The sequence below is a fragment of the Bifidobacterium sp. genome, from assembly GCF_022647885.1.
In the GTDB taxonomy this organism is placed as follows: Bacteria; Actinomycetota; Actinomycetes; order Actinomycetales; family Bifidobacteriaceae; genus Bombiscardovia.
This window is the reverse complement of record NZ_JALCLM010000001.1, coordinates 685194-711925: the sequence shown is the minus strand read 5'-3', so window position 1 is coordinate 711925 and position 26732 is coordinate 685194. Positions and strand designations below refer to the sequence as shown.

The following is a 26732-nucleotide window of genomic DNA, read 5'->3' as shown; positions in this document are numbered from 1 at the left end:
GTTCACCCTTAGCAGGATGTGTAGTTGAGCGATCGTGGGCAGATATTGCCATACAAGGTCTGCCAATATAGTAAGGGCCCAGACGAAATATCGTCTGGGTCCTTACTATATTTCAGCGTTTCGATACTAGCCGAGAATTGAAGGATCGAGAGGAACTCCTGGTCCCATCGTTGAAGTGATGGTCGCCTTGGTAATGTAGCGGCCCTTCACCGTGCTTGGCTTGAGACGCTTAACTTCGTCGGCTACGGCCTTGAAGTTTTCGTCCAAAGAACTCTCCTCGAAAGAGAGCTTGCCGATGAGGAAGCTCAAGTTACCGTGCTTATCAACGCGGAACTCAATCTTTCCACCCTTGATTTCAGTCACAGCCTTCGCAACATCCATAGTGACGGTACCAGTCTTAGGGTTTGGCATCAGACCACGAGGTCCGAGCACACGACCCAAACGACCGACCTTACCCATCATGTCAGGTGTTGCAACCACTGCGTCAAAATCAGTGTAACCAGCAGCAACCTTGGCAATGAGATCGTCATCTCCAACCTCATCAGCACCAGCTTCGAGAGCTGCTGTTGCCTGAGGTCCACGAGCGAAAACCACTACGCGAGCGGTCTTGCCTGTTCCGTGAGGAAGGTTGACGGTACCACGTACGAGCTGGTCAGCCTTACGAGGATCAACATTAAGGCGATATACAGCCTCAACGGTCTCATCAAAGCCACGCTTTGGCAGACCCTTGAGCAGTGCAATTGCCTCATTTGCCGTGTACAGGTTGTTGCGATCGACCTTCTCGGCCGCCTCGCGATATTTCTTGGAACGCTTTGCCATCTGCTTCTCCTATTCAGCAGTCGCGGTGCGGGCAAGCGTTTGCCCTTCCGCTCATTACGAATAAATTCAGTCGGTTACGGTGATTCCCATCGAGCGGGCTGAGCCCTCGATGATCTTCATTCCGGCTTCTACGTCGCGCGCAGACAAATCAGGCATCTTGATCTCTGCGATCTCTCTGACCTGTGCCTTGGTAACGGAACCGACCTTAGTGGTCAGCGGATTTCCCGCGCCCTTGGAAACGCCTGCAGCTTTACGAAGCAAATCAGCTGCTGGAGGAGTCTTGAGGATAAAGGTGAAGGAACGATCTTCAAAAACGGTGATCTCAACAGGCACAACCTGGCCCATCTTGTCCTTCGTGGCATCGTTGTATGCCTTGCAGAAGTCCATGATGTTTACGCCATGTGAACCCAAAGCAGGACCCAGTGGCGGGGCCGGATTGGCCTTACCTGCCTGAATCTCGAGCTTGATCAGCGCTGAGACTTTCTTCTTAGGAGCCATATTCTGGTTCTTCTTTCTGTGAAGCGGTGCGAACGGAAGCGCTGCTTCCTCCCGCAACTGATAGTTCTTCTGCGACGGCGAAAACTCCGCCAGTCACAAGCTTTCTTATTATGCCAAATACGCGAGACAAGGCACACCGGCACCATCGCCGTGTCTACACAATACCTATCGCCGTCGTTTGTGTAGGGAATTTCAATTAGCCCTCGTATACGGGCAAGCTCAGAATGGCGGAATATCAAGCTTCCTAAATACGCAGTAGTAGGGGTTATCTCAATAATCCCTACACAAACGCAAGTCGCACCTACAACGCACGCCAAAGGAAGGTGTACTTCAAGTACATCGACTGCTGCATACGACGGACAACGCACCTCGGAAGGTGTTTAAGAGAGTTTCTCTACTTGCTCGAAGCCTAACTCCACTGGCGTATCCCTGCCAAAAATTGACACGAGAACTGTGAGCTTCTGAGTTTGTGCTTCAACGTCGGAAACCACGGCTGGCATAGTAGCAAATGGGCCGTCGATAACGGTGACCTGATCGCCAATGACAAAGGAAACCTCAACTTGACGCTTCTTCGCCGCAGCAGGCTTATCCCCTGCCTCTTTGAGTGCTTCGGAAGCAATCATAGGAGCCATCATCTGAACGACTTCTTTACGGCTAAGAGGAGCCGGCTCTTTGGACGGACCAACAAAACCGGTGACACCTTCTGTTTCACGAACAATGCGTCGGGCATCTTCGTCAGGCCACATGCGAATTAACACATATCCTGGGACACGCACGCGGGTAACGATCTTTTTACCCTTGTCAGTGTGCTTTTCGACTTCTTCCATCGGAATTTCAACCTGAAATATCTTGTCTTCAAGACCGAAAGAGGCAACACGGGAATCGACGTTTGCCTTGACACGCTTCTCATAACCAGAGTATGTGTGCAGAACGTACCATTTACCTTCGAGGGTGCGTAATTGCTTAGAAAAAGCTTTTACTGCAACCTGTCCTGCGTCTTCAGCTTCATCAGAAGCCTCATCATCTGCCGAATCTTCAGATGTCTCGCCCTCGGATTGTGCAGAGGATGATGCATCTTCATCACTCTCACTGAGAGATGCCTCGCTTGAAGCAGAATCACTGAGCTCACCTAATGCATCTTGATCTGGTGTCGGTTCCTCAGACAGCGCTAACCCCGCTTCAACCTGTGTGGCATCATTAAGTTCTTCATCAGCGACTGGCGCAGCGTTTTCTACATCTGTTGTATCTACCTCTACGCTGCCTACAACTGCATCATCAACAGCTGCACTATCGACAGCCGAGCCGTCAATATCGGCGCTGTCTACAGCCGTATCGTCTACATTCTGATCATCAGTCATTATCTAAATCCCTTTGCACAAATCGCATATCATCCGAACAGCCACAGGACTAGCTTGCCTAATCCAAAGTCCATGCCGGTAACAAATAACATCAGCAGAACCACAAAGATGAACACAGCGACAGACCAGAGCAGCAGCTCTTTACGGGTCGGAGTAACCACCTTACGAAGCTCATCAATAATCTGCTTAATGAACAGACCGATGCGCATAAAGAAGTTCGGCTTGAGTGACTTATCATCGGACCCAGTTGCCTTCGCCATATCTGTCCTTTGCTTGCTGGTGGCCAATCCATTGGCAGGGAAGGCGGGACTCGAACCCACAACCTACGGTTTTGGAGACCGTTGCGCTACCAATTGCGCCACTTCCCTAGGAGAACTTTGCCCATGTTACTCGCATCTCACGAAATCGGCTTCACAACTCTGGGCAAAACCGCCAAGTGAACAGTCTAGCGTGACAGAGTGAATTCGTCCACTCAGTCGCATACGCGAGTTGTATATTGCTCTCACTATGGACGATTGCTCTATAAAATACGAGCATCTACTGGCAACACCCACGGGCACAACACGCCATAGCTCAGCACTACACCGCTAAACAATGGCCTAACCAACTCAAACTGATTATTGCTGAGCGAGCACCCAATCATGCATCCGCTGCATTCCCTTTGCCAAATCCTCATCAGCCAAGGCATAGGAGAAACGCAGGTATCCTGGAGCGCCGAATGCTTCACCGGGCACTGCAGCAATATGTGCTTCAGTAAGCAGTAGCGCCGCTAACTCAGCAGATGACGTAGCGACGCTCCCTTGTGGACCCAGTGGCTTATTCAGTAAGGCTTCAACGTTAGGGAATGCATAGAACGCCCCTTGCGGAACGGGACATGACACCCCTGGAATGGCGTTCAATGCCGATGAAATTGCTTTTCTACGAATATCAAAAGCTTCTCGCATATGAGCTACTTCATCCAAAGGACCTGCAACTGCGCAGAGTGCCGCGCGCTGGGAAACATTGGATACGTTCGACGTCATATGACCTTGTAGCTTCGAAGCCGCTTTAGCAAGCTCGTGTGGAGCAACCATCCAGCCAACTCGCCAGCCGGTCATTGCATAAGTCTTGGCAACACCGTTTAACACAATGAGCTGCTCACGGATTGCTGGGAGTAATGCACCCACATATGAGGTATGCACCCCGTCATAGGTTAAATGTTCATATATTTCATCGGAAATCACCCACAGGTGATTCTCAAGCGCCCATTGACCGACCTCTCGCACCAATTCTTCGCTCCATACAGCACCTGTCGGGTTAGAAGGTGAATTGAGAATAATAGCCTTAGTACGGTTGGTGCGTGCCCGTTCCAACTGTTCCACAGTAGGCACGAATCCTTGCTCGTGGCCAGAGAATACTTCGACTGGATTCCCTCCGGCCAACTTCACTACTTCTGGGTAACTAGTCCAGAACGGCGCTGGAATAATGACTTCATCGCCATCGTTGAGGAGAATCTGAAATACTTCGTACACGGCTTGTTTGCCGCCATTAGTAACAACAACTTGATCAGCATCAACCTGATATCCCGAATCACGCAGGGTTTTAGTAGCGATTGCTTCTCGTAGTTCCGGTAACCCAGCAGTCGGTGTATACCGATGATTTTTCGGATCGAGACATGCTGCAGCTGCAACATTCACAATATTTTGAGGAGTTGGGAAATTCGGTTCGCCTGCGCCAAAACCAATCACATCAACCCCAGATGCCTTCATTGCTTTTGCCTTCGAATCGACGGCCAAAGTAGCGCTAGGGGAAACAATGTTGATACGGTCACTAAGGTTTTGCCATGATGCCATGCTCATGGCTAACACTCTAACGCCAGCATGGGAAAACAGCCTCAGCGTGTTCGATACATCGCATAAGAGTGTTACACCAACTACACCAATACCAAATCATCCCTGTGTACCAATGGATGGGCATACACATCACCTAATGCTTTACGCAATTGTGAGCTGTTAGCACCGAGCATCTGCGGTATTTCCTCTGAGTCGAATCCCGACAATCCTTTAGCGAGATGGTCTCCCTGCTCGTTGCTAATCCACACCGGATCACCTGCAGAAAACTCTCCATCCACACCGACTACACCTGCGGCAAGGAGGCTGGCACGGCCAGCCTGAATCGCCTGTGCAGCTCCCTCATCAACTATGAGGTCCCCTCGTGGTGCTGCAGCGAAGGCAATCCATAGTCGCCTTGATGAACCACGTCGCTTTACGGGAGCAAATACTGTGCCGACTGGATCGCCTGACATGGCAGGACCAGCATTATCTGCACACGTTAATACGGCAGGGATACCAGATGCTGTCGCCACGTGGACTGCTTCGAGCTTAGTAATCATGCCACCAGTGCCCACATGCGAGCCCGAGCCGCCAACTTCTATGTTGTCAAGCGCACTGAGCACATCAGGAACATAAGATATGTGCTGAGCATCCGCACGAGAGGGTGGCGCAGTGTACAGCCCATCTACATCTGTGAGGAGTACCAGAGCATCTGCACGAACAATATTGGCTACCAATGCGGAAAGTCTATCGTTGTCACCAAAGCGAATCTCATTGCTCGCAAGCGCATCATTCTCGTTGACAATCGGCACTACTGACAACTCAAGCAAACGTTCCAAGGTGCGTTGAGCATTGCGGTATTGCGCTGCTCGTATAGTGTCTTGCGCAGTAATTAATATCTGTCCGACGCGAATCCCGAAGCGACCGAAAGCAGCCTCATAGTGCGCCATGAGCAACCCCTGTCCCACAGAAGCTGCTGCCTGTTGAGTAGCCACGTCACTTGGTCGAGAATCGAAGCCCAATGGACCAAAGCCTGCAGCGATAGCACCTGAAGAAACTAGTACTATACGAGCGCCCATCGCTGACATCTGAGATAAAGCTCCGACCAACTTGCTGAGACGTTGCACATCCAGATGTCCGCTTGATGTAGTCAACGAGCTAGAACCAACCTTAACCACCACGGTACGAGCCTGAGCTATGCGCGAACGCACCTGCTGCTGTGATGGTGTTGACATGACGCATCCCTTCCTAAATACACCAATCTTTCAATACTTGGCTAAGTATTGCTGTCAGTTGAGTCAGTCTTCAGTGTTCCCCGACTCTGACTCTGACTCTTCCTGATTGGCATCTTCTGGTGTATGTGAGACTCGTTTAAGACCGAAGTGCTTGCCTTCTGGATCGTCAACCACAGTTGGATCGGCCCAATGCCCTGCTTTACGCTCAACCATCATCGCATCGCGAACTGCTTGTCGGGCATCCATCATCTCGTGATATTGCTCACGACGCTCAGTATTGCTACGTCTGCGTGCTCGTCCATCTTGATCAAGCAAACGCAGATCTTTGCCGCGTGAAACCATTGGCTCACCATCCAGCATCTCCGCGCCCGCAATAATAGTGGGATCCCAATCAAACTCAACAGCATTCTTACCGCGTCCGATATGTACTTCGTCTCCTGGATGAGCGCCAGCTCGACGCAAAGCATCCTCGACTCCCAGCTTCGCTAGACGGTCGCCAAGATATCCGACAGCCTCATCATTGTCGAAGTTAGTCTGCATCACCCAACGCTCTGGTTTCGTGCCTGTGACGATGAACCAGTGATTGCCATTGCGATCCTGTTCACGTTCCACCGAAAACTCTGAAGCAAAACCACTTTCGTCATTCCGACGTCGTGGACGCCCAGTCTCAAGTGGCCGAATAACCACACGCTCTTGATCCTGTTCACTTTCTTGCTCAGCAAGCTTGAAACGCAGCTGCGAAACCAACTCAGCCAAAGCATAACGGAGTTCTTTAAGTCCTTCATGTGAAGCTGTTGAGACTTCAAATACACGCAAACCTAGCGACTCAAATTCTGGGCGAACAAATTCAGCCAATTCCTTGGCCTCGGGAATATCACATTTGTTCAGCACCACAATACGTGGACGCTCAGCAATAGGGATAACTCCTAGTGGCAAATCCAACGCTTCGGCGTAAGCAGCCAATTCCTGCTCCAACGCATGGTAATCAGCTATGGGGTCACGATCTGGCTCAAGCGTGGCACAGTCGATCACATGCGCAATAATTTCGGTACGCTCAATGTGCCTGAGGAATTCGAGCCCTAGACCCTTACCTTGTGAAGCGCCAGGAATCAGCCCAGGCACATCAGCTATGGTGAAACGTCCATCGCCTGCTTCGACTACGCCGAGATTAGGTACCAAAGTGGTAAAAGGATAATCTGCGATTTTAGGTTTCGCAGAGCTCATGGCAGCGATCAAACTCGATTTTCCGGCACTCGGGAAGCCTACTAGTGCGACATCCGCAATAGATTTGAGTTCAAGTAGTACGTCACGTTCCTCCCCTGGCTCGCCAAGCAGAGCAAATCCAGGAGCTCTTCTGGTGCGATTTGCTAAAGCTCTATTGCCAAGGCCACCATTGCCACCATGTGCTGCTATGAATTGCTCGCCGGGGTGTCGCAAATCAACCAATGGTTTTGCAGCTTTATCACCCTTGCCACGTTTCGCTTCCTGAGCATCAAAAATGACAGTCCCAACCGGCACTGGTAGTAATACATCTTCCCCTTTACTACCATCTTTATCTCCGCCAAGTCCCATCGTGCCAGAATCTGCTGAACGATGAGGTAAGAAACGGTAGTCCAACAGGCTTGTGGCATTAGAGTCAGCGACGAATATTATGGAACCACCGTCGCCACCGTTACCGCCGTCGGGACCTGCTAGGGGCTTGTATTTTTCACGACGAATCGAGGATGCGCCATTACCACCGTCGCCACCACGAACATGGACCGTCACCCGGTCAACAAATGCACTCATATTTATGTACCTTACTGAAACAATGCGTGACAGTTATGAGAAGTGTGCCGTTCCTCACGCAAAGCGTGTTCTTTCAGCGTGTCGCGTCTGACTTTGCACACTTACGACTATCTGAGAAACAAACAAGCCGCGTCCTTTGCGGGCGCGGCTTGCCAAGCTAAAACTGTGATTCAGGCGGAAACGACATCCACAACCTTGCGGTCGCGACGTACGCCGAATTGCACGCTACCATCAGTCAAAGCAAAAAGTGTGTGGTCTTTGCCGATGCCGACATTCTGACCTGGGTGGAAGTTGGTTCCACGCTGACGCACGATGATGTTGCCGGCCACAACAGACTCGCCGCCGAACTTCTTCACACCGAGGTACTGAGCATTTGAATCGCGACCGTTACGAGAAGCGGAAGCGCCCTTCTTATGTGCCATGTCTGTTCCTTTCCGGAAAGTCTGTTATCAGGCAATCGCCGTGATCTTGACGACTGTCAGCTTCTGGCGATGACCCTGCTTACGAGCAACACCAGTCTTGTTCTTAAACTTTTGAATGTGAATCTTGGGACCCTTGGCCTCATCATCCACAACCTCTGCCTTGACTGAAATCTTGGCGAGATCTTTCGCGGCAACCGTCACCTTGGCACCGTCAACTACCAGCGCGACCGGGAATTCGACGGTCTCACCGTTCTTGTTGTCGAGACGATTGACGCTGATAACGTCCCCGACCTCAACCTTTTCCTGATGGCCACCGGCCTTCACAATCGCGTACATAGCCCTACCTTGCCTGTGTTCTTAAAGCTGCTTCTTGGTCTAGCATCCTGACATGATGAAAGACATGGCTAGACACCGACTATCCAACATACACGCATGCATAGAATTTCGTCAAGTCCATGCATATTCGGTGAGCCTAAATCCACTCACTGTGAGAAAGCTGCTTCACCTGGATAGTTGTGTTGGAGCAGCAATCTCATAAACTCGTCTGACTACGGTTCAGTCGGTATCCTCTGATGCTGACTGAACGGTGGCTGCACCAGCGGCAGCAGCAATCTTCGCTAACTTGGCCTTAACATCGGGGGATGAACCCTTTGGTGCTGCGCTCTCCTTCGGCTGTGCATGATGCTTAGGCACAGATTTAACGAAGGGATCACCACCCTTAACTGCATAAGGATCGTCATATGACGCTGAAATCGTCGGTTCATCATGAAGAATGAAACCACGTCCCTTACATGTTGGGCATTCCTCTGAGAAAGCTTCAACCAGCCCTTGCCCAACGCGCTTACGAGTCATCTGTACTAACCCCAGAGAGGTCACTTCAGCAACTTGATGCTTCGTTCGATCTCTGGCAAGACATTCCACCAAACGCCGCAACACCAGATCGCGGTTGGCTTGCATCACCATATCAACATAATCGATCATGACCATGCCACCGATGTCTCTCAACCTGAGTTGTCGAGCGATTTCCTCTGAGGCTTCGAGATTGCAACGTGTAACTGTTTCCTCTAGCGATTTACCCTTACCAATAAAGCGACCTGTGTTGACATCAATTGTGGTCATAGCCTCAGTACGATCAATCACCAAAGAGCCTCCGCTTGGCAGATATACCTGGCGTTCCATGCCCTTGCGTAGCTGCCCGTCAATTTGCCAGCGGTCAAACACGTCTGAACCCTCGTGATCGGCAGGATCCCATTTGTTGAGCTTTTGCCGTAGATCAGGAGCCATTGAATCTAGATATTCACTGATACGCTCGTAGACTTGCTCACCTTCGACAATCAACTCGTTAAAATCATCGTTGAAGATGTCACGCACCACGCGGATTGCTACATCAGGTTCACCCTTAAGAAGTTTGGGTTTCTTATGATGCTTCGCCGAATCGCGCTTCTTCTCAACGTTTTCCCACTGCCGAACGAGATTCTCAAGATCCTTGGTAATGGCTTCCTCACTGGCGTGATCTGCTGCCGTGCGAATAATCACACCCATATCTTTCGGCGCGATCTTGGTGACGATGCCTTTAAGGCGAGAACGCTCATGCTCAGACAACTTTCGGCTAACACCAGTCATTCCACCGGATGGCACCAATACCAGAAAACGCCCAGCCAGAGTTACCTGAGAAGTCAGTCGCGCACCTTTATGACCGATGGGGTCTTTGGTGACTTGGACCAGCACAGGATCCCCTGACTTGAATGCGAGTTCGATACGCCTAGGTTGGCCATCAAGTCTGGCACTATCCCAGTTCACCTCTCCGGCGTACAACACACCGTTACGTGCTTGACCAATATCTACGAATGCTGCTTCCATACTTGGCAGCACATTCTGCACGCGACCGAGATAGATGTTGCCTACTGTGGCCACTTCTTGGATATCAGAAACGTAGTGCTCCACCAGAATGTCATCTTCAACAACGGAAATCTGTGTGTGCTGTTCTTTTTCACGCACTACCATGATGCGATTGACGTTTTCGCGACGTGCTAAGAAATCCTGCTCAATAAGTTGCGTCTGACGCGAACGATCTCTGCGGTTATCCCGACGACGCTGTCTCTTCGCTTCTAGTCGAGTGGATCCTTCGATGTTGGTAATTTCATCAATGTATTGCTGTTTACGCGAACGCTTAGAACTGCTTTGCTCAGAGACTTCTTCTTCCGAAGCCTTCGCCCCTCCACGACGACGACGGCGACGACGAGTTACTGTCGAATCATTGTCATCATCATCGTTCTCTCGAATGATTGAGCGATGTCTTCTGCCCTCAGCATGCTCCTCTTCCGGCTCTGAGTCTTCAACTCGCTCACGGCGGTTGGTTGATTCTTCGGAATCTGATATCCGTGAGCGTGATCGCCGAGAGCTCTTCATGCTCTGAACGTCATCATCTATCGGATCATAGGGAATTTCATCGAATTCGAGGTCGTCTTCAATCTGTCCGACCTCAGCAGCAGCACGACGTTCTAGTGCATTCATTCTGCGAGACCGACGTGAACGACCTGCGTGATCATCATCCGAACTCCGCGTGGAATCGGCATCTCGAGAATCATTCGAATCATGATTGCGTTGATTACCGTGCTCAATGAGTTCAATAACCGTTTCCTGACGACGCTGGTTCTTGCCGCGCTTGGTCGTTGAACGTCGAGAGTTGTCTTCATCACCAGACTCCTCGTCATGGCTGGTATTTGAAGGTTTCGACGTAACGGGCAGCACTGGTTCCTGGAACAGCAAGGAAGTCATAGGTTTGTTATGCAGGGGCTGCTGCGTTGTCGCCGGCGCTGCATGCGTGGTATCCACCTGCAAGAAGCGAATTGAATCTACAGCCTTGGCAGCCCGTTCACTACGCTCTTGCTTAACACTGGCGCGGCGCTGATCGTCTTCACCTGCTGTGCTGAGAGTACGAGTAGTCGTTTTCCGGCTCTTCACCTTAGGCTCTTCAAATTCGACGGTGTCATTAACAACAGGGGCAGTTATTGCGCTGGATTTAGCAGCTCGCTGGCGCGAATTTGTACCTGTTGCAGAGTGCTCACGACGATTGTTATGGCGACTAGGCGCAGACGAGACATTCTCAGATTGCTGTGACGCTGCGTCGACAATCTCCTGGTTGGACTGCCGTGCATGTGCAATATGCTCAGCATGCGAATCATGATTCGTCTCAGGAGTTTGGCTATTTTCAATTTTGACGGGCACGTCAGCGCCGGCAGCACCAGCGACTCGCACCACTCGACGTCCTGTGCGGCGTCGCTTGGGACTAGCTTCGTGTTGCTCAGCGCCGTCTGCATGGGAAACGCTCTGGTCAGCCCTTGAAATCTGCTCACCTACGAGCTGACTACTGCTTGTGGTTTCGACCTCAGTCTTACTCAGGCCGTTATTCTGTTCTGTGGGCACAATGCTCCTCGCGGCACGCTGCAACGTGTCGTCATCCTGGCCTCCGACATATTCTCACACCACGCTTTCACCGTGGCCGCGCATACACGCAACATCTTCAGGCTACAAAAAGTCATCTAAGGCGAAAGCGGACACCATCGTTTGCAAACGCTCATTGCGGCTCATGCAAGGGGATCGACGCGATCGCTAGTGGCGGCTTTGCAGTTCCGCCGTCTCCTAGTATGTCACACTCCTGACCCGATTGTGTACAGTCAGTTAGCGCAACGTAACCATTGTTCGAGAATATCAGCCATGAGCATCAGATCAGACTCTGGAATCTGCTCATCATGTTTGTGCGCTAGCAATGGATCTCCTGCTCCGAAATTCACTGCTGGAACGCCTAACTGGGAGAATCGCGCGACATCGGTCCAGCCTAATTTTGCCTGTGGTTGGTGTCCCGTTCGTTCAAACACCAACTGAGCTAAAGATTGCGTTAGCTCTGCATCCATACCGGGCCGAGCTGCTGGCGATTCATCCTTCATTTCAATGTCAAAACCTTTGAATACACCACCTATGGCCGTAGCTGCCCCCGCCTCAAGCGCAATACCTGAATGTTCGCCAAACATCAAACTTTTAGCTTCTTCAAGTGTTTTATTGGGTGCGAAGCGATAATTGACATGCACTCGACACTCATCAGGAATCACGTTGCTTCCTTTGCCGCCAGAAATCAATGTGGCATTCAAACCTTCGACATAATCCAGACCGTCAACATTTACGGTTGCAGGAGCATACGCATTGAGACGGTTAAGTATATCTGCTGCTTTATGAATAGCGTTCTCGCCCATCCAAGCGCGCGCTGAATGTGCGGCGATACCGTGAGTGATTACATCAAAACGGATTGTGCCGTTGCAACCTCCCTCAATCGCGCATGAGGTTGGCTCCCCTATGATGGCGAAATCGCCCTGAATCCAATCAGCATGAGATTCAGCAACTTTTCTGAGGCCGTTAAACTGAGCAGCTACTTCCTCGTGGTCATAGAACACATATGTCAGGTCGTAGGCAGATTCGTTTAGTGTGGCCGCCAGATACAGTAACACGGCATCTGAAGCCTTCATATCCGTAGCTCCTCTGCCCCACATCACACGTTCGTCAGGATGTGCTTGCGCAATCTCATCACGTATCAGCGGATCGCCAGCTTCAAGCCACTTAGGGGGAAAATTGTTTATGACAGGCACAGTATCGATATGGCCCGCCAACAGTACCCGTGATTCACGTTGCCAATGAGTAGAGGCCACTACGGTATCGCCATGCCGTCTGACCTGCAAATGAGATTGTTTGGAAAGAAAATCTTCTACGGCATCGGCAAGTGCATGCTCCTGGTCACTGACTGAGTAACAATCCATGATTTGTGTGAACAGTGATGCTAATGCTTGTTGCCGTGGTGCACGAGAGTCAATGTCGAATATCGCCCCACTACCTTTAACATCTGTGTGGTTTACAGAGTTGTCTGGTGAAACTGCTGCTTCTGAGGTATTCGCTTCGGGTTGCATGCGACTATCTTAACTGTGTATGCGCCACTGCGGGTGCTGGTTTTCCAAACGCCCATCTGCTGAGATATGCAACCATCTGTTGGCTAGCTGTGGCAGTATGGATATCAGCAATACACCACCGGAAGAGTCATAATGCCACGTTTGATTAGTGCCATGGAGGGCTTCGGTGTCATCGGAGTTGTCATGCTTGCGGGTTATATCGCTGCGCGATATCGCATAGGCGGGCCTACAGCGCAAATGGTGCTCAACAGGTTCAGCTTCTTCATTTCTAGCCCGTGCCTGATGTTCGCAATACTCTCCAAACAACCAATACGAGATATCTTTCACCCAAGCATTGTGGTTGCTTTTGCCTCCGCAATGGCTGTTGGAGTGCTATTCCTGATACTCAATTCCTTGTTTTTCCACATGAAGGCCGCTGACGCCATTATTGGTTCGTTGAACTCTCTGTATTTGAACTCCAATAACATCGGCTTGCCAGTAGCGACCTATATTTTGGGTAACCCTGCCCTAGTAGCACCAATCCTCGTCATGCAACAGGCGTTGTTTACGCCGATTGGTCTGACAGCTTTAGACGTCACCACCACCGGCAGATTCTCGCTGAAAGAGGTACTGAAACAACCGCTGCATCAGCCGCTGCTCCTCGGCTCAATCGGCGGAATCATCGTATCAGCGATTGCCTCACAAACAGGGCAGTTCATCGTGCCAGACGTATTATTCAAACCCGTCAGCATGATTGGTGACTCTGCAGTTCCGATGATTCTTATGGCCTTTGGTATGTCATTACGTGGCAGCACACCGCTACGTAAGGGCACAAACCGTCGCGCTACGGCAACTGTGGTGATGCTTAAGAACGTCATCATGCCAATTGTCGCGTTCCTCATTGCATACTTTGTACTCGGATTTAGAGGAACTGAACTCTACGGATGCGTCGTACTCGCAGCTTTGCCTACCGGTCAGAACGTCTACAACTATGCAGCCCGATATAACGTCGGTCTCACCTTTGCGAGAGATGGCATACTGTTGAGTACCATCACCTCACCCATCATCATTGCTTTCATCGCAGCAACTCTGACCTGAGCAAAGATTACGTGCCGCACGACACTGCTTTCGCAACCACATTCACGAATTCAAACGCACGTATTCAGCTCTTAATCGTCGCTTCGGGCACCCACTAGAGAAATGCTTGCCGAGACTCGGTTAGCTGCCGCTACACCTACACCAACCAATACAAAGCACAGAATAATGCCCGCCAAGAACGCCACAAGAGTCCAAGGTTGAGCCATAGCTGAGCCAAAAATAGGCAGCATCAGCACCATGCTGCTACCGGCAGAAACTGCCACTACCACTCTGAGCGGAGTCATGACCTCAATGCGGCGAGCCGAGGACATAGTCTGTCTGTCCGCACCTTCCAACATCAACATCCGATACTGCTCTGACTGATCATAAACGTTCCCCGCCTGCATCACTCCACACGAAACAGCTGCTAATACCGCAGAAAAGACAAGAGTGACAATTCCACCTGTTCCGATGTCTTTCAATAGCATCGCATCTTGCGCTGAGGCCTGCTGCACTGACGATCCTATATACGCGCAGATTGAGGTAATCCCCGATATAAATACTGCGAGTGCGATACCTGAGACATTTCTCCATGCACGTTTCGGATTATCCAAAATCCGTCGCATTGCCAGTAATGTAGCTACGTTACGTGGCCGTCGAACTTTCATTCTTGCACGCATCGCAATCACCCATGGTCCTATAAGATTAATTAAGGCGAAGCACAGAGCAATCACAGCGAAGAATATTGCGATAGCAACCGCTTGTGAGAAATATTTCGACAATGGCGTTTTCATCAAGGCAACTGCGCCAATCATCACTCCCAAGAAGACCAGCAGACGCCATTTTCGTAACGCTGGTGGAGTCACGCGAGCGCTCACTCCCAAGGGTGTCACTACCACTCTCATCAATGCCGATAATGCAGAAATTAAGGCCAAACTGGTCATTGCCACGGCAACAATCAGCAATATCGTAGGGCCTACCCACAGTTCTTGAAAACTGAACAAACTGTTTTGAAATGGAATCAGCATTATGGCAGGAATTAATGCGACGTACCCAACCATACCGAGTACTGATCCGAGTAAAGCTTGCCCTGCTGCCTCAAGAGCAGTCAGTCGAGAAACCTGTCCAGATGTTGCTCCTGCCAACCGTAACGCAGACAGACGTGCATCCCTGCGCGCGGCGGCGAGTCGTGCAGCTGACGCTGACAGTGAAGCGAAAGGTATGAGCAACAGCATGCTGGCAAATAAAGAGAGCACAACATAGATGAAGTATTCTCCGCCTTGTGCTGACTGATTAGAGAAAGCATCGACAATCCTGTGCGAGGTCGAGGCTCTCCAAACGAATGCATGGACTCCCCCAAGAACCGTCAAAAATAATGCACTAGCGACTGCAAATGCGATCACTGCCAGCACTGAAGTGGCGCTAAAGTTGCGATTTCTGCCTCGATGAAAGAGTTTCCACAATGCGACGCTACTCATACTTCACGCCCCTGCGCTGTGCCATGCATATCTGCACTATGGTGATTCACCAGCAGTCCGTCGCTCATGGTGATTGTTCTGCTGCAAAAAGCCGCCACACTAGGATCATGTGTCACTACGATCAGTGATGCACCGTTTTGTTTACACGCTTGAGTAAGTATGGTCATCACACCAGCACCCGTTTTGCGGTCTAACGCACCTGTTGGCTCATCTGCGAAAACAACACTCGGTCGGATGCATAGTGCGCGCGCAATGGCGATACGCTGCATTTGGCCACCACTCATTTCTCCAGGTCTGCGTTGTGCTAACTCTCCAATACCCAAAGCATCAAGCCAAGAAAACGCCATACTGATCGCCTGCTTATATTCCATCCCTCCAAGCATTACCGGCAAAGCGATGTTTTCCAATGCAGGTAGTTCCGGCAGCAACTGTCCTGATTGAAAAACAAAACCGAATTGCGATCGACGCAGCTTAGTACGTTCGCTCTCACTTAGTCGACCTAAATCAGTGCCCTCGAAATACACATTTCCTGAAGTCGGTTTGACTATTCCAGCCAGCACATGCAGCAAAGTGGATTTCCCCGATCCACTGGGCCCCATCACCGCCAAAGATTCGCCCTCACCTAAGGTCATCGAAACGTGGCTTAATGCCAGTTGATGAGGTGTGGCTGACAACAACTTCTGAGTGTTGCGTTCCTGGAAGTAATCCATCACCACATCCTGCGCCTGGAGCACAGGACGCTGGGCACCCTTGCCAATCTGTTGTTCATCAGGAGCATTGCTAGCGTTGGTATCTTGAAAAACTCTAATATCACCTTCGGCGGCGGCTTCGAATTCACTGGTTCTTGTTTGCATACCAATCATGCTATGAGCAATCGTTCGCGCCAAACATCATGTGTAAGAACGATATGTGGCTGATGTTCTAGCCCCGATTATCATCCTCGGGAATGAGAATGTGTAAAAGATAACTGCTCTAAGAAGGCAGCTTTTGAGTGAAAAATCGCTAAAAGAGCTGCCTTCTTAGAGCAGTTATCTATGTATTACGCAGAAGCTATGCGTGGTGGGTAGGGTACTGAGCCTCAAGCTCGTGTAAACGCTGCTCAAACTCTGGCCAATCACGCTGCAATGGAGAAATCAACTTATATTCCCCTATCTTGCTTATTGGCACCCATTGCACCGACATACTCTCATCGTCATTGGCCTGCGGATTCACCTGATGGCCTGGCTTCTCAAATGCAAATACGGTGGCGTATCCCCAAGGCCCATGATCCTCACGGTAAGAACCGACTACTTGTATATCTTCAGGGCGAATATTTGCCTCTTCAAAACTTTCACGCAATGCACCTTCGAGAGGACTCTCTCCATCTGCGGTAGCTCCCCCAGGAGCACCCCATGTTCCACCTTCAGCACTCCACAACGCTCTGTGCTGCAGCAAAATATCCGTAATTTTGCCGCTGTGCTCATCTCGCCTCGCCAGAAGAACTCCTGAAGCTCCATTAAGACCCCAATGACGATGCCCACAAGCACAATCAACCCAACCATCGCCTGGCTGATGCACGTTTTCGCTGGGTGCGTTGGGATTATCCGGATTAACTCCTCGCTTCTGTTCACGCGATAGATTCCATAATTCAGTCCAGTGAATGCCCAAGGACTCCACAAGACCGCGCAATGTAGGAATGCTCAGCCCTATAACACCACTGGGGTCACCTTGGATATTGTCAATGAATGCGGAGCCAAATCCTTCAAGGGTGAATGATCCTGCTACTTCCAGCGGTTCCTTCGTAGCAATATAGTCCTCGATATCCTGATCGCTGAAGTCGCCAAAGCTCACTTGAGCGTGGCTGACGGCGTGTAGCTCACGACCGGATGCGACATCGATCAGGCAGTGTCCAGTCCACAGAGTGCCGGTGTTCTTACGCATCGAGCGCAAGCGCTCTCGGGCATTCTCTTTGCTGTGGGGTTTGCCATACACCACACCGTCAAGCGTAAACATCGAATCACAACCGATGACCAAAGGACCTAAAGTCGCTGAGGTCAACCCTTGATGAGCATTAATAGCATCTTGGATAGGAGTAACTTTGGCGATACTTCCATAACCGTCTTGGAGTGGTAGTGAGATTCGCAAATCGCCTTGAGCTTCACGCGCCGTTTGAGCAACTTCAGCGAAGGACTGTGCGACGGCTAGTGCCTTGGCTCGGGCTAATGTCGCTACACGATCCTCAGCAGGCATACTTTGAGGATCAATCCCACGTTCTTCAGCTGTTTGGGCGAGAGCGGCAGGTTCATCCACATGTGATTCACGTATGGTCGGACATATACCTGCGCTGTACAAAAGATCCCTGCGTGGCCTCGATTTTGAAGCCAGAATTAACGGCATTGCCATGCCTATCCTCTCCACCCAATGTGTTCATTCGCGTTGCTATGCCCAAGATAGTCATAGACAAAGCTGCCTAAAATCAGCACCTGCTCTATAGTGACTGTTCTACCTGCACTCCAGCAAGGTCTATTGCCAGAGGCAGAAGTCTCCAATGTCCTGATTCCAGTTGTGATGAGCTCAACGAGCGTAACTCGTCTTCAATGTCGGTGCTATGCAACACCAGCACACATGGTCCAGCGCCAGAAATTGTGGCGGCTAGCCCCTTACTCCGTAAGATTCTCAATAACTGTGCTGATTCAGGCATCAGAGCACTTCTATACTGCTGATGCAGAGCATCTTGCGTGGCACAGAACAACAATTGGTTACGGTTCAAACCACTACCTTGTATAGCGGTTTGCCCCTGTGAATCACCATAAAATGCAGGACATAATGCAGCCGGAAGTAGCCCAACACGAGAAACGTTTGCAACTGCATCGTGATATGGCACTTGGCTTGGTAAGGCGTTGCGAGCGTCTTGGGTTGATAAAGCGAAATCTGGTACGAATACATATGCGCAGATATCTGTTGAAACTGGATATCTCACAGTATGGTAACCAGATGATGGCACAGCGCCACTGTGTGATTCGCTGCTGGACGATTCACCACTGAACGATTCACTGTCGGCATCAAGCTTCCACGAAAAAGTGAGACCTCCGTATACTGCGGGGGCAACGTTATCTGGATGACCTTCAACCGCAGCAGCAGCTGCAAACACATAGTCTCTGTCTATCTTGCCGTCGTGAGCGAAAGCATATGCAGCACTGATTCCAGCTACAATCGCCTCCGCACTTGAACCCATTCCTCTTGCCTGCGGTATGCGATTTCGTGCTTGAAGATGCAGTTGGCGTAGTGGCAGTCCCAGATCGCTGGCTGCCTCACGGAAAGATTTCACCACAAGGTGTGAAGCATCTCTGGGTAGAGTGTTTGCTCCCTCACCCTCGATATCAACATCAACTGCGTCGCTACCTAACTCGCCAAGCGTAAAGCTTAGAGTGTCATGGAAATCCAAAGCGAGTCCAACCGCATCAAAGCCTGAGCCTAGATTGGCAGTCGTCGCAGGCACATAGACGTGGATACTCTCCTGCATCATGTTCATCCTTGTATCAATCAGTCCAAAACGCGAAGTATTGAAGCATCACCAGTCACCGCGTCAAGCTTAGAGACTTCATCAACCACTTCACGCAATGTCACCTCGTCACACAAATGAGTTACCAGACGCAGCTGCTGAATCTCACCGCTGTAGCCCGGATCGTGCAAAGTTGGCTTAATGTCCTGATTAACTCCATTAATCGAAATCCCATGCTGTGAGAAAGCCTGAGCTATAGCAGCAAGCACTCCTGGTTTGTCGTGGATTAGGAAGCGCACAGCGAACGCCGCTTTTGAAGCGTCGAGAGGAGCTTTGGGCAACGTGGCATAAATAGGGATGGCCGGCCCTACTGAACCTTGTGCTATATGGCGCGCTTCGGTGACTACATCGCCGACAACTGCAGAGGCTGTTGGTGCACCGCCTGCGCCTCGCCCATAAAACATGAGGTCATCAGCGGCCTCAGCTTTGACGAACACCGCGTTAAAGCTTCCATGAACTGAGGCCAGAGGATGTTCTAGAGACATCAGAGCAGGATATACCCTTGCAGAAATACCCGCCTGAGATTGGTCGACAACAGCGAGGAGTTTAATAACTTTATCTTCAGCAGTTGCTGCCGCAATATCATCCGCTGTGATCTTAGTGATGCCCTCAACCGGAACATCCTCAATCCGCACATCAGTATGGAAAGCCAACAAAGCCATAATTGCAGCTTTCGCTGCCGCATCAAGACCTTCAATGTCTGCAGTAGGGTCGGCTTCAGCAAAGCCCTTGCGCTGCGCATCTTGTAACGCCTCATCAAAATCAAGGCCTTTAGTAGTCATTTCATCAAGAATGTAATTTGTGGTGCCGTTGACAATACCCATAACACTCAGCACACGATCACCCACCAAGGATTCGCGTAGAGGGCGCACAATAGGGATAGCACCTCCGACTGCTGCCTCGAAGTAGATATCCACACCGCGCTCAGCGGCTGCCTGATACAGCTCAGGCCCATGCTTCGCAAGCAGAGCCTTATTCGCGGTAACCACGCTGGCACCCGATTCTATAGCCTTCATCAGGAAGGTACGTGCCGGTTCAATACCGCCAATGAGTTCAATGACAATATCAGCTCGTGTAACCAGCTCAGCTGCATCCGTAGTCAGGAGTGACTTGTCAATCCACGGGTCGCTCACAGCGGCAGGATCAAGTACGGCGACACCAACGAGCTCCATAGGGCGACCAATACGATTTGCCAACTCTTCTTGCTGCTCAACGAGTAGACGTGCGGTCTGCGAGCCGACGGTTCCTGCTCCGAGCAAAGCGACTCGGATAGGGGCATTGTTGTTCTCAGACAATCGTCTGTCCTTCCTATAGGCGTTTGTGGTGCTCAAACCCCATCATCCTACGTCAGCTTGACTAACGAAACATGATGGAGCTCATTCCATCTTCTACTGTGGTTCCGAACATCCACTGAAAATTAGTTGCTTGAACTCTGATGTGAAGCCATATCGACATCAAGATCTAGTAAATCTGTAATACTCTGGCGACGAAGCATCAGATGAGCATCTTCGGATGAAACGGCTGCAACAGCAGGAATGGGGACTTGGTTGTAATTGCTAGCCATGGTACGTCCATAAGCACCGGTAACAGGTATAGCAAGCAAATCACCACGATGTATGTCTGCGGGCAACTCGATATCTTGCACTAAGATATCTCCCGATTCGCAGTGTAAACCCACTACTCTTGCGGCAATATGTTCCTCTGCACCGCGTCTGTTGACCAGTTCAGCAGTGTATTGAGCACCATAGAGTGCCGGCCTGATATTGTCGCTCATGCCGCCATCAACTGAGACATAGGTACGCGTAATACCGTTGGGCAGATGAATAGGCTTGACTGTACCGACTTGATAAACGGTGACGCCGCAAGGGGCAATAATCCACCTGCCAGGTTCGAAGGACAGAACAGGCATGGGCAAACCCAGCCGATGATTTATTGCGTCCACAGCCGCAGACATATGTGCAAATGTATGCTCAATATCCATAGATTCGTCGTCGTCGGTATACGCCACTGAATAGCCACCACCAAGATCAGTTTCAGGTAGCAGGAATCCATCAGTTGCCCAGAAGGTTTTACGTAGCACCATCAGACGCCGTGCAGATTCGATGAAGGCATTAGCATCGTGGATTTGTGAACCAATATGGGCATGGACCCCTATGAGCTCCAACTCCGGTTGACGCGACAGTATGTCTTTGAGTACCTCAATTGCTGGCCCATCTGCCACAGCTGTCATAGCGGACGCTACTTGAGGATCGTCATCAGGGCGTTTGCCTGAAGGCACATACAGAGATGAGAGCTGTTGCATATCAGGATGCGTGTGAGTTGGTTCAGACGAATTTAGACCACTAGGTACCTGAACGCTTTGCTCAATAGCCTCAAAAAGATGTGTATCTGCGCCAACAGGGAGCAAAGGAACACCGAATTTCTGGTCCTCGTGAGCAGTGGATATGAATTCATGTCCTCCGGCATGTACTCCGACAGTGACTCTGAGCATCACTTTTGCTGTTTTGCCTACAGAACGAGCAATGGCAGCTATTCGCTCTGGTTCATCAGGAGAATCCACCACAATTTTTGCAAAGCCCTGCTCTATGGCAAGACGAATCTCGGCATCAGATTTATTGTTGCCATGCAACACTAGCCTACGACCTGGTGCTCCAGCCGCGAGCGCAATGCGCATCTCGCCCATGCTGCAGGTATCTACCAGCATGCCTTGAGCAAGAACTAAGCGGACAACCTCTTTGCTCAAGAATGCTTTGCCTGCGTAGCTGACATGAGTATTGGTGTATGGGAATGCTTCTCGCACTGCTGTGGTGAAGCGACGTGCTCTATCCACCAATTCCTGTGTGTCTACCACATATACAGGCGTGCCAAAACGTGCAGCCAAGTCTGTGACACTGTTGCCATGCAGCTGCAAACAACCTTCACTATCTCGTTGCGCGCTGTCTGGCCAAATTGCTGACATCGGAGTGGATTGCTGATCTGTGGTACTGGCTGTCGCTTCGCTCATACTTCACATCTTATCCGGAGCGCTCACACCCAACAGATCCAGACCACCAGCGATAACACGCTGGACCGCATCGTTGAGTTTAAGACGGGCAGCCGCTCGTGGAGCTTCAGGGTTTTTAGCAATTGACACAACAGACCGTTGATCCTGCTCGAGGCGATTCTCGGGATCTGTGAGATCCATAGGAACCACGCGCTCCGCGTTATACCACTTGTGATATGCAGAAGCGAGATCTTCAAGGTAGTGAGCAATTCTGTGGGGGGCGCGATGATCGCCAGCCATCTGCAGCACATTAGGATATTGCGCAAGGGCAGCAAGCACCTCACCATCAGCGGGAGTATCCAACAGAGCCAAATTAGCATCCGCGATATTGATACCAGCCAGTTGTGCATTGCGATCCACATTGCATGAACGCGCGTGGGCATATTGTACGTAATACACAGGATTCTCGTTGGTGTGAGAGGCTAACAAATTTAAGTCGATATCAACGCTCTGGTGATAATCAGTACGCGCCAATGAATACCTTGAAGCATCCACACCTATAGCCTCTAAGAGATCATCAATGGTAACGACATTACCTGCACGCTTACTCATACGCACAGCTTTGCCGTCCTTCATAACATTGACCATCTGACCAATCAAAATTTGCATATTAACTTCTGGCTTATCACCGAAGGCAGCGCAAACAGCCATCATTCTGCCAATGTATCCGTGATGATCTGCACCAAGCATGTAAATTGCCACATCACAAGGGTGGTCTGAGCGACGGCGCTTATTAAGGTAATACGCAATATCACCCGCTATATAGGCTGCATGACCATCTGATTTAATAATCACACGGTCTTTGTCGTCGCCATATTTGGTCGATGCGAACCACGTGGCTCCGTCCTTCTCAAAGATGTCTCCTTGATCTTTCAACTCGGCTATTGCTCGCTCAACCTCACCTGATTCATACAGGCTGTTTTCGTGGAACCACACATCGAAATCAACCCTGAACTCTTTCATCGAGTCTTGAATCTCGGCGAACATCATCGGCACTGCGCGTTTTCTGAACTCCTCGCGCTGTTCACTTGCACCTTCATCACCATTGTCATCTCGTACCCGAGGCAGAGCGAGAGCATCAACGCCGTCAGCTGCAGCCTCATTGATTACCCGAGTGGCAATCTCGTCGATATACCCGCCTTTGTAACCGTCTGCGGGCACATCTTCATGATGAGCTGCCGCAACCAGAGACTTAGCGAAACGGTCAATTTGCTCGCCGTGATCATTGAAATAGTATTCACGAACCACCTGCGCACCATTGGCTTGTAATATGCGGGCCATTGAGTCTCCAACAGCAGCCCAACGCGTTCCACCAATGTGGATAGGTCCCGTCGGATTTGCTGAAACGAATTCAAGGTTCAGTGTATGACCACTGAGATGATCGTTATGTCCATAAGTACTCCCCTGCTCAAGCACCGTATCAACCACAGCCGCAGCGGACGCTGAATCCAACACAATATTGATGAATCCAGGTCCAGCAACTTCTACGGAAGAGATACCATTCGAGGATTCAAGCTCGCTAGCAAGAGCAGCTGCAAGTTCACGGGGTGCTACACCAGCCTTTTTGGCTAGTTGCATCGCCACATTGGTGGCCCAATCGCCATGAGAGCGATCTTTGGGGCGGACCACTCCTATGGATGTTGCCAAAGGAATTTGTTCCTGCGTTAAGGTACCGGCCTTACCGGTTTCTAACAGGTGGTTAATACTGTGTGCAATCAAATCAGCTAATGCTTCAGGGCTCATTCTCACAAGTCTAATGTTTGCCAAGACAGAGTTCTCTCGCTTCAACGAATTCCGGAGTTTTTAGTGAATCTCAGCGGATGCTTTAGAAAGCTTGTTCGTCGAGATTACTCATCACAGACCACACCAGAGCATTCATCGCATATTCAGTGGTTTCTGCTAACTCAACATGTTCACCATCGAGTAGCCATTGCAGCTGTAAACCGTCCATCACCGCAAGTATCGCCGAAGATGCCTTATCAGCCTTAGCCATATCGATGGTGGCTTTACGCTCCTTTGCCATGTCGATAAGAGCTTGGGTAATTTCCTCACGGAGATTGGTGTATCTGTTAAGAAAATAATCATGTCCAGCATTGTGGTCAGTAATGGATTCTGAAGACAAGGTAACAAAGGTACGGGTAATGCCTGGTCGTGAAGCGTTACGCCTCGCCGTTTCAATCAGATGACGAAATAGAGCTGCTCCGCTAGGAATATGATGTTCTTCAAGATTTTCGACTTCACTAGTGTCCCTATATTGCAACACTGCGAGTAACAATCCTCGTTTAGACCCGAAGTGATGCAGTATGCCTGCTCTAGTCATCCCCACCCGATCGGCAATCTCTTCAAGAGTGCCATTTGACGTGCCTTTAAGCCCAAATACTTCTGAGGCAGCCTTGAGTATCTCACGACGCTTCTGAGATGTTTCAGGTCTATGCTTCGTGGATTTTCTGACGTGCTGTTCGTCTGCCATTGTCGCTCCAAACCTAGTTGCGATCACCATGACTGATCGGCATTATATGTATCATAACCATCACTCGATTACTGGCTGTTTTCTCACTGTTTTCGTACTAATTTTGTTGTCGTGCCGTCCCCAACATCTTCAATCCAAGGGATACAGCACCTACTACAGCTATCACTGTTGCCAAGCGGCTTCACAATCGTGTCAGCACGCGGCTCGACTATTGAGCCTGGGCATGCTGATTAAATACTCGTAGCAATAACCAGCTCTGTAAATATGCAGTCAAACTGAATGCAAACAACACCCATAGCAATAGCAATCTCGGGGCAAATAGCGGAATCACCACTACAAACACCAGCATCAATACAAACGCCAGTGCGGTAACGAGTACATGCTGCATTGACAGCGACAACGCTGATCGAATTATTGCCTGAACCGACATATCAAAACGTCCAGCAATGGGGAATATCAGCATCGCAGCAAGTATCAGTACGGCGATAATTACACAAATCGGTATCAGCACGACAACGCTGCCATGAGTAACATTCGATATCAGCCAATACACCAGCACCATCGCAGCACCAGCGCTAACAACAATCATCCACAGCACTGTACCTTTACGCAGATTCTCACGGAATGCCTTCCAGAATCTGGAGTAGACACGAACCGCGCCCTCGCTACGTATTTGGAAAACGACCTCATACAGTGAAGCGACACTTGCCCCAATGGTTATTATCGGCAGACACCCAATAATAACGAGGAGGTTTAATTCGAGGAGCTCGACCATAACATTCAGCGCACCATAAACTTTGCCGTCTATCGAAAAGAACTCTTTCATCACTCCCCCTTCGACCAGGTTGAAGTGTGTGCCACAATCGTGAGTGCAGCTTGAGATGGTAATTTGTATACCACATTGAGCTCAGCGTCACGTATGCCGATATTACGATCCTCATGCCCGTCATTGAAAAGCACAAATGCAGTTGTGCCATCGGGATTGTCGCAAACAAGACTTCGAACCCCTTTGTTTTGGCTGCTGTCGATTCGTACAGCACCTTTTGCTATGGCTGAACTAAAATGTGCAAGACCATAGTAATCAAGGGTGTATTCGACTGCTGTGCTCTTGGATATTTTTAGTAAGCCTCGGCATGTGCTTCGTCCAAAACCAGGAACTGTAGGACCATTGTGGTGATCTAAAGCGATATTCCATAAGATGAGCGAACGCGAGCAATTGCGCAATATCTCAATACCTGTACGCATGAGATTACTGAAGGCAGGTCTAAAAGCAGGTATCCATTCCCCTCCCGAGCCTTCTGTGAAATAGCTTGGGAAGTCTTGGTATCGCTGCGCTACTTCGCTTTGTCGCTCCGCCTCACCGCCATACCAATGCCATGCGATTCCATCAAACGCATCATGAGCATGTGTGAGAAGATATTCAGGATATTCAGGATGATCCCAGTTATGATCGTAGCCATATATTTCAGGAGACAGTCCAGATCGTTCCAGAGCAGGACGCAAATAGCTCACCACAAACTCCAGCTCCTCACGAGCAGATACAAGCATCCCCGGGTAATGCGGCGGTTCAAACAGTGGTTCATTCTGCACAGTCAGCGCGTGGACTTGTACACCTTCGCGTTCATAAGCCTGAATAAATTTAACGAAATACTCAGCATATGCTGAGTACCAACGTTTCATCAGCGAACCGGTAATCATTGTTCCGCTGTCTTTCATCCATCCTGGCGCACTCCATGGTGAGGCAATAAGCTGTACCTCAGGATTGATCTGCATCGCCATTTTTGTCAATGGCAAGATATCGGCGAGATCATGCTTGATTGAAAAATGCTTCAGCGTTGCGTCGCTCTCACCGCTGGGCATATCGTCGTAGCTGTACACCCATCTGGAATAGTCGCAAGCCCCCATGGGATTTCGCAATAGTGATAGACCGATACCCCGCTGTCGATCGAAAAGACGTTGCATGACTTGCTGCCGTACCGAGGTATCAAGACTGTTGATTAGGGATGCTGATGAATCCGTAAAGGAAGCACCAAAACCCATAATGCTTTGAAAACGCTTGGTGTGATCAACGTCGAGCACAACATCTGGCACAGTATCTTTATCTGCGCATGTATCCACTGTCTGTAACATATGCGTGGCGTCTGTGGTTAACCACGCTTTTACCAATTCTGATTGTGCATCTGTTGCTTCAATAGTATTGAGACCAGTGATACTCACTATTGCGTCCCTCCGTTACACTCCCGCTGACACTGCACTGT

General features: G+C 50.2%; 22 protein-coding genes and 1 tRNA gene. 1 reads left to right on the top strand and 22 read right to left on the bottom strand.

The features are described from left to right. Window positions 1–126: 126 nt before the first annotated feature. The 12 genes from rplA to dapE form a co-directional block, all read right to left on the bottom strand. Complete coding sequence (rplA, locus tag LKI20_RS02895; protein ID WP_291769625.1) at window positions 127–819, bottom strand: 50S ribosomal protein L1; 693 nt, start codon at window positions 817–819, stop codon at window positions 127–129. 66 nt (window positions 820–885) lie between these two features. Continuing rightward, on the bottom strand, window positions 886–1317 hold the full coding sequence (gene rplK / locus LKI20_RS02890; RefSeq protein ID WP_034251398.1) for a 50S ribosomal protein L11: 432 nt from the start codon (window positions 1315–1317) through the stop codon (window positions 886–888). 380 nt (window positions 1318–1697) lie between these two features. Beyond that, window positions 1698–2675: a transcription termination/antitermination protein NusG gene (nusG, locus tag LKI20_RS02885; protein ID WP_291769620.1), complete on the bottom strand. Its 978-nt coding sequence runs from the start codon at window positions 2673–2675 to the stop codon at window positions 1698–1700. 29 nt (window positions 2676–2704) lie between these two features. After that, window positions 2705–2935: a preprotein translocase subunit SecE gene (secE, locus tag LKI20_RS02880; RefSeq protein ID WP_291769617.1), complete on the bottom strand. Its 231-nt coding sequence runs from the start codon at window positions 2933–2935 to the stop codon at window positions 2705–2707. Window positions 2936–2967: 32 nt separating this feature from the next. After that, window positions 2968–3043: transfer RNA gene (locus tag LKI20_RS02875), tRNA-Trp, on the bottom strand. A gap of 249 nt (window positions 3044–3292) precedes the next feature. Then, window positions 3293–4507 carry a pyridoxal phosphate-dependent aminotransferase gene (locus LKI20_RS02870; RefSeq protein WP_291773334.1) on the bottom strand — a complete coding sequence of 405 codons (1215 nt, stop codon included), beginning with the start codon at window positions 4505–4507 and terminating at the stop codon, window positions 3293–3295. An 80-nt stretch (window positions 4508–4587) separates the two neighbouring features. Beyond that, window positions 4588–5721: a glutamate 5-kinase gene (proB, locus tag LKI20_RS02865; protein WP_291769614.1), complete on the bottom strand. Its 1134-nt coding sequence runs from the start codon at window positions 5719–5721 to the stop codon at window positions 4588–4590. A 63-nt stretch (window positions 5722–5784) separates the two neighbouring features. Then, window positions 5785–7509: a GTPase ObgE gene (obgE, locus tag LKI20_RS02860; protein ID WP_291769611.1), complete on the bottom strand. Its 1725-nt coding sequence runs from the start codon at window positions 7507–7509 to the stop codon at window positions 5785–5787. A 170-nt stretch (window positions 7510–7679) separates the two neighbouring features. Continuing rightward, window positions 7680–7931, bottom strand: a complete 252-nt coding sequence (rpmA, locus tag LKI20_RS02855) for a 50S ribosomal protein L27 (RefSeq protein WP_291769608.1) — start codon at window positions 7929–7931, stop codon at window positions 7680–7682. Between the two features lie 27 nt (window positions 7932–7958). Further along, window positions 7959–8267, bottom strand: a complete 309-nt coding sequence (rplU, locus tag LKI20_RS02850; RefSeq protein WP_291769605.1) for a 50S ribosomal protein L21 — start codon at window positions 8265–8267, stop codon at window positions 7959–7961. Between the two features lie 219 nt (window positions 8268–8486). Continuing rightward, window positions 8487–11357, bottom strand: coding sequence for an Rne/Rng family ribonuclease (locus LKI20_RS02845; RefSeq protein WP_291769600.1), 2871 nt, complete (start codon window positions 11355–11357; stop codon window positions 8487–8489). Between the two features lie 251 nt (window positions 11358–11608). Continuing rightward, a complete protein-coding gene (dapE, locus tag LKI20_RS02840; protein ID WP_291769598.1) occupies window positions 11609–12886 on the bottom strand; it encodes a succinyl-diaminopimelate desuccinylase in 1278 nt (425 codons plus the stop codon). A 132-nt stretch (window positions 12887–13018) separates the two neighbouring features. Here dapE and LKI20_RS02835 point away from each other — a divergent pair, with 132 nt between their 5' ends. After that, window positions 13019–13963 (top strand): AEC family transporter, encoded by a 945-nt coding sequence (locus LKI20_RS02835; RefSeq protein WP_291769595.1) that lies wholly within the window; start codon window positions 13019–13021, stop codon window positions 13961–13963. A 71-nt stretch (window positions 13964–14034) separates the two neighbouring features. Here the strand turns inward: LKI20_RS02835 and LKI20_RS02830 are convergent, their stop codons facing one another. The 10 genes from LKI20_RS02830 to LKI20_RS02785 form a co-directional block, all read right to left on the bottom strand. Next, entirely contained in the window at window positions 14035–15420 is a 1386-nt protein-coding gene (locus tag LKI20_RS02830) for an ABC transporter permease (protein WP_291769592.1), read from the bottom strand. Further along, the gene (locus LKI20_RS02825; protein WP_291773332.1) at window positions 15417–16130 is read right to left on the bottom strand and encodes an ABC transporter ATP-binding protein; all 714 of its coding nucleotides are present in this window, start codon (window positions 16128–16130) and stop codon (window positions 15417–15419) included. Before LKI20_RS02825 ends, LKI20_RS02830 begins: the two co-directional genes overlap by 4 nt. 340 nt (window positions 16131–16470) lie before the next feature. After that, a complete protein-coding gene (locus LKI20_RS02820; protein WP_291769589.1) occupies window positions 16471–17802 on the bottom strand; it encodes a Maf family nucleotide pyrophosphatase in 1332 nt (443 codons plus the stop codon). A gap of 85 nt (window positions 17803–17887) precedes the next feature. Next, complete coding sequence (gene thrB / locus LKI20_RS02815) at window positions 17888–18931, bottom strand: homoserine kinase (protein WP_291769585.1); 1044 nt, start codon at window positions 18929–18931, stop codon at window positions 17888–17890. A gap of 11 nt (window positions 18932–18942) precedes the next feature. Then, complete coding sequence (locus LKI20_RS02810; protein ID WP_291769582.1) at window positions 18943–20256, bottom strand: homoserine dehydrogenase; 1314 nt, start codon at window positions 20254–20256, stop codon at window positions 18943–18945. Window positions 20257–20378: 122 nt separating this feature from the next. Beyond that, window positions 20379–21965, bottom strand: coding sequence for a diaminopimelate decarboxylase family protein (locus tag LKI20_RS02805; protein WP_291769579.1), 1587 nt, complete (start codon window positions 21963–21965; stop codon window positions 20379–20381). Between the two features lie 3 nt (window positions 21966–21968). After that, the gene (gene argS / locus LKI20_RS02800; protein WP_291773330.1) at window positions 21969–23747 is read right to left on the bottom strand and encodes an arginine--tRNA ligase; all 1779 of its coding nucleotides are present in this window, start codon (window positions 23745–23747) and stop codon (window positions 21969–21971) included. An 82-nt stretch (window positions 23748–23829) separates the two neighbouring features. Beyond that, entirely contained in the window at window positions 23830–24474 is a 645-nt protein-coding gene (locus tag LKI20_RS02795; RefSeq protein WP_291769576.1) for a TetR/AcrR family transcriptional regulator, read from the bottom strand. A 208-nt stretch (window positions 24475–24682) separates the two neighbouring features. Next, a complete protein-coding gene (locus LKI20_RS02790) occupies window positions 24683–25300 on the bottom strand; it encodes a YesL family protein (protein ID WP_291769573.1) in 618 nt (205 codons plus the stop codon). Further along, on the bottom strand, window positions 25300–26691 hold the full coding sequence (locus LKI20_RS02785; protein WP_291769570.1) for a glycoside hydrolase family 30 protein: 1392 nt from the start codon (window positions 26689–26691) through the stop codon (window positions 25300–25302). Before LKI20_RS02785 ends, LKI20_RS02790 begins: the two co-directional genes overlap by 1 nt. Window positions 26692–26732: the final 41 nt, after the last annotated feature.

Excerpts from the sequence above, each read along its gene's own strand:
- rplA (WP_291769625.1), bottom strand. The coding sequence starts at position 819 with ATGGCAAAGCGTTCCAAGAAATATCGCGAGGCGGCCGAGAAGGTCGAT.
- rplK (WP_034251398.1), bottom strand. The coding sequence starts at position 1,317 with ATGGCTCCTAAGAAGAAAGTCTCAGCGCTGATCAAGCTCGAGATTCAG.
- nusG (WP_291769620.1), bottom strand. The coding sequence starts at position 2,675 with ATGACTGATGATCAGAATGTAGACGATACGGCTGTAGACAGCGCCGAT.
- secE (WP_291769617.1), bottom strand. The coding sequence starts at position 2,935 with ATGGCGAAGGCAACTGGGTCCGATGATAAGTCACTCAAGCCGAACTTC.
- LKI20_RS02870 (WP_291773334.1), bottom strand. The coding sequence starts at position 4,507 with ATGGCATCATGGCAAAACCTTAGTGACCGTATCAACATTGTTTCCCCT.
- proB (WP_291769614.1), bottom strand. The coding sequence starts at position 5,721 with ATGTCAACACCATCACAGCAGCAGGTGCGTTCGCGCATAGCTCAGGCT.
- obgE (WP_291769611.1), bottom strand. The coding sequence starts at position 7,509 with ATGAGTGCATTTGTTGACCGGGTGACGGTCCATGTTCGTGGTGGCGAC.
- rpmA (WP_291769608.1), bottom strand. The coding sequence starts at position 7,931 with ATGGCACATAAGAAGGGCGCTTCCGCTTCTCGTAACGGTCGCGATTCA.
- rplU (WP_291769605.1), bottom strand. The coding sequence starts at position 8,267 with ATGTACGCGATTGTGAAGGCCGGTGGCCATCAGGAAAAGGTTGAGGTC.
- dapE (WP_291769598.1), bottom strand. The coding sequence starts at position 12,886 with ATGCAACCCGAAGCGAATACCTCAGAAGCAGCAGTTTCACCAGACAAC.
- LKI20_RS02835 (WP_291769595.1), top strand. The coding sequence starts at position 13,019 with ATGCCACGTTTGATTAGTGCCATGGAGGGCTTCGGTGTCATCGGAGTT.
- LKI20_RS02830 (WP_291769592.1), bottom strand. The coding sequence starts at position 15,420 with ATGAGTAGCGTCGCATTGTGGAAACTCTTTCATCGAGGCAGAAATCGC.
- LKI20_RS02825 (WP_291773332.1), bottom strand. The coding sequence starts at position 16,130 with ATGGATTACTTCCAGGAACGCAACACTCAGAAGTTGTTGTCAGCCACA.
- LKI20_RS02820 (WP_291769589.1), bottom strand. The coding sequence starts at position 17,802 with ATGGCAATGCCGTTAATTCTGGCTTCAAAATCGAGGCCACGCAGGGAT.
- thrB (WP_291769585.1), bottom strand. The coding sequence starts at position 18,931 with ATGAACATGATGCAGGAGAGTATCCACGTCTATGTGCCTGCGACGACT.
- LKI20_RS02805 (WP_291769579.1), bottom strand. The coding sequence starts at position 21,965 with ATGAGCGAAGCGACAGCCAGTACCACAGATCAGCAATCCACTCCGATG.
- argS (WP_291773330.1), bottom strand. The coding sequence starts at position 23,747 with ATGAGCCCTGAAGCATTAGCTGATTTGATTGCACACAGTATTAACCAC.
- LKI20_RS02795 (WP_291769576.1), bottom strand. The coding sequence starts at position 24,474 with ATGGCAGACGAACAGCACGTCAGAAAATCCACGAAGCATAGACCTGAA.
- LKI20_RS02790 (WP_291769573.1), bottom strand. The coding sequence starts at position 25,300 with ATGAAAGAGTTCTTTTCGATAGACGGCAAAGTTTATGGTGCGCTGAAT.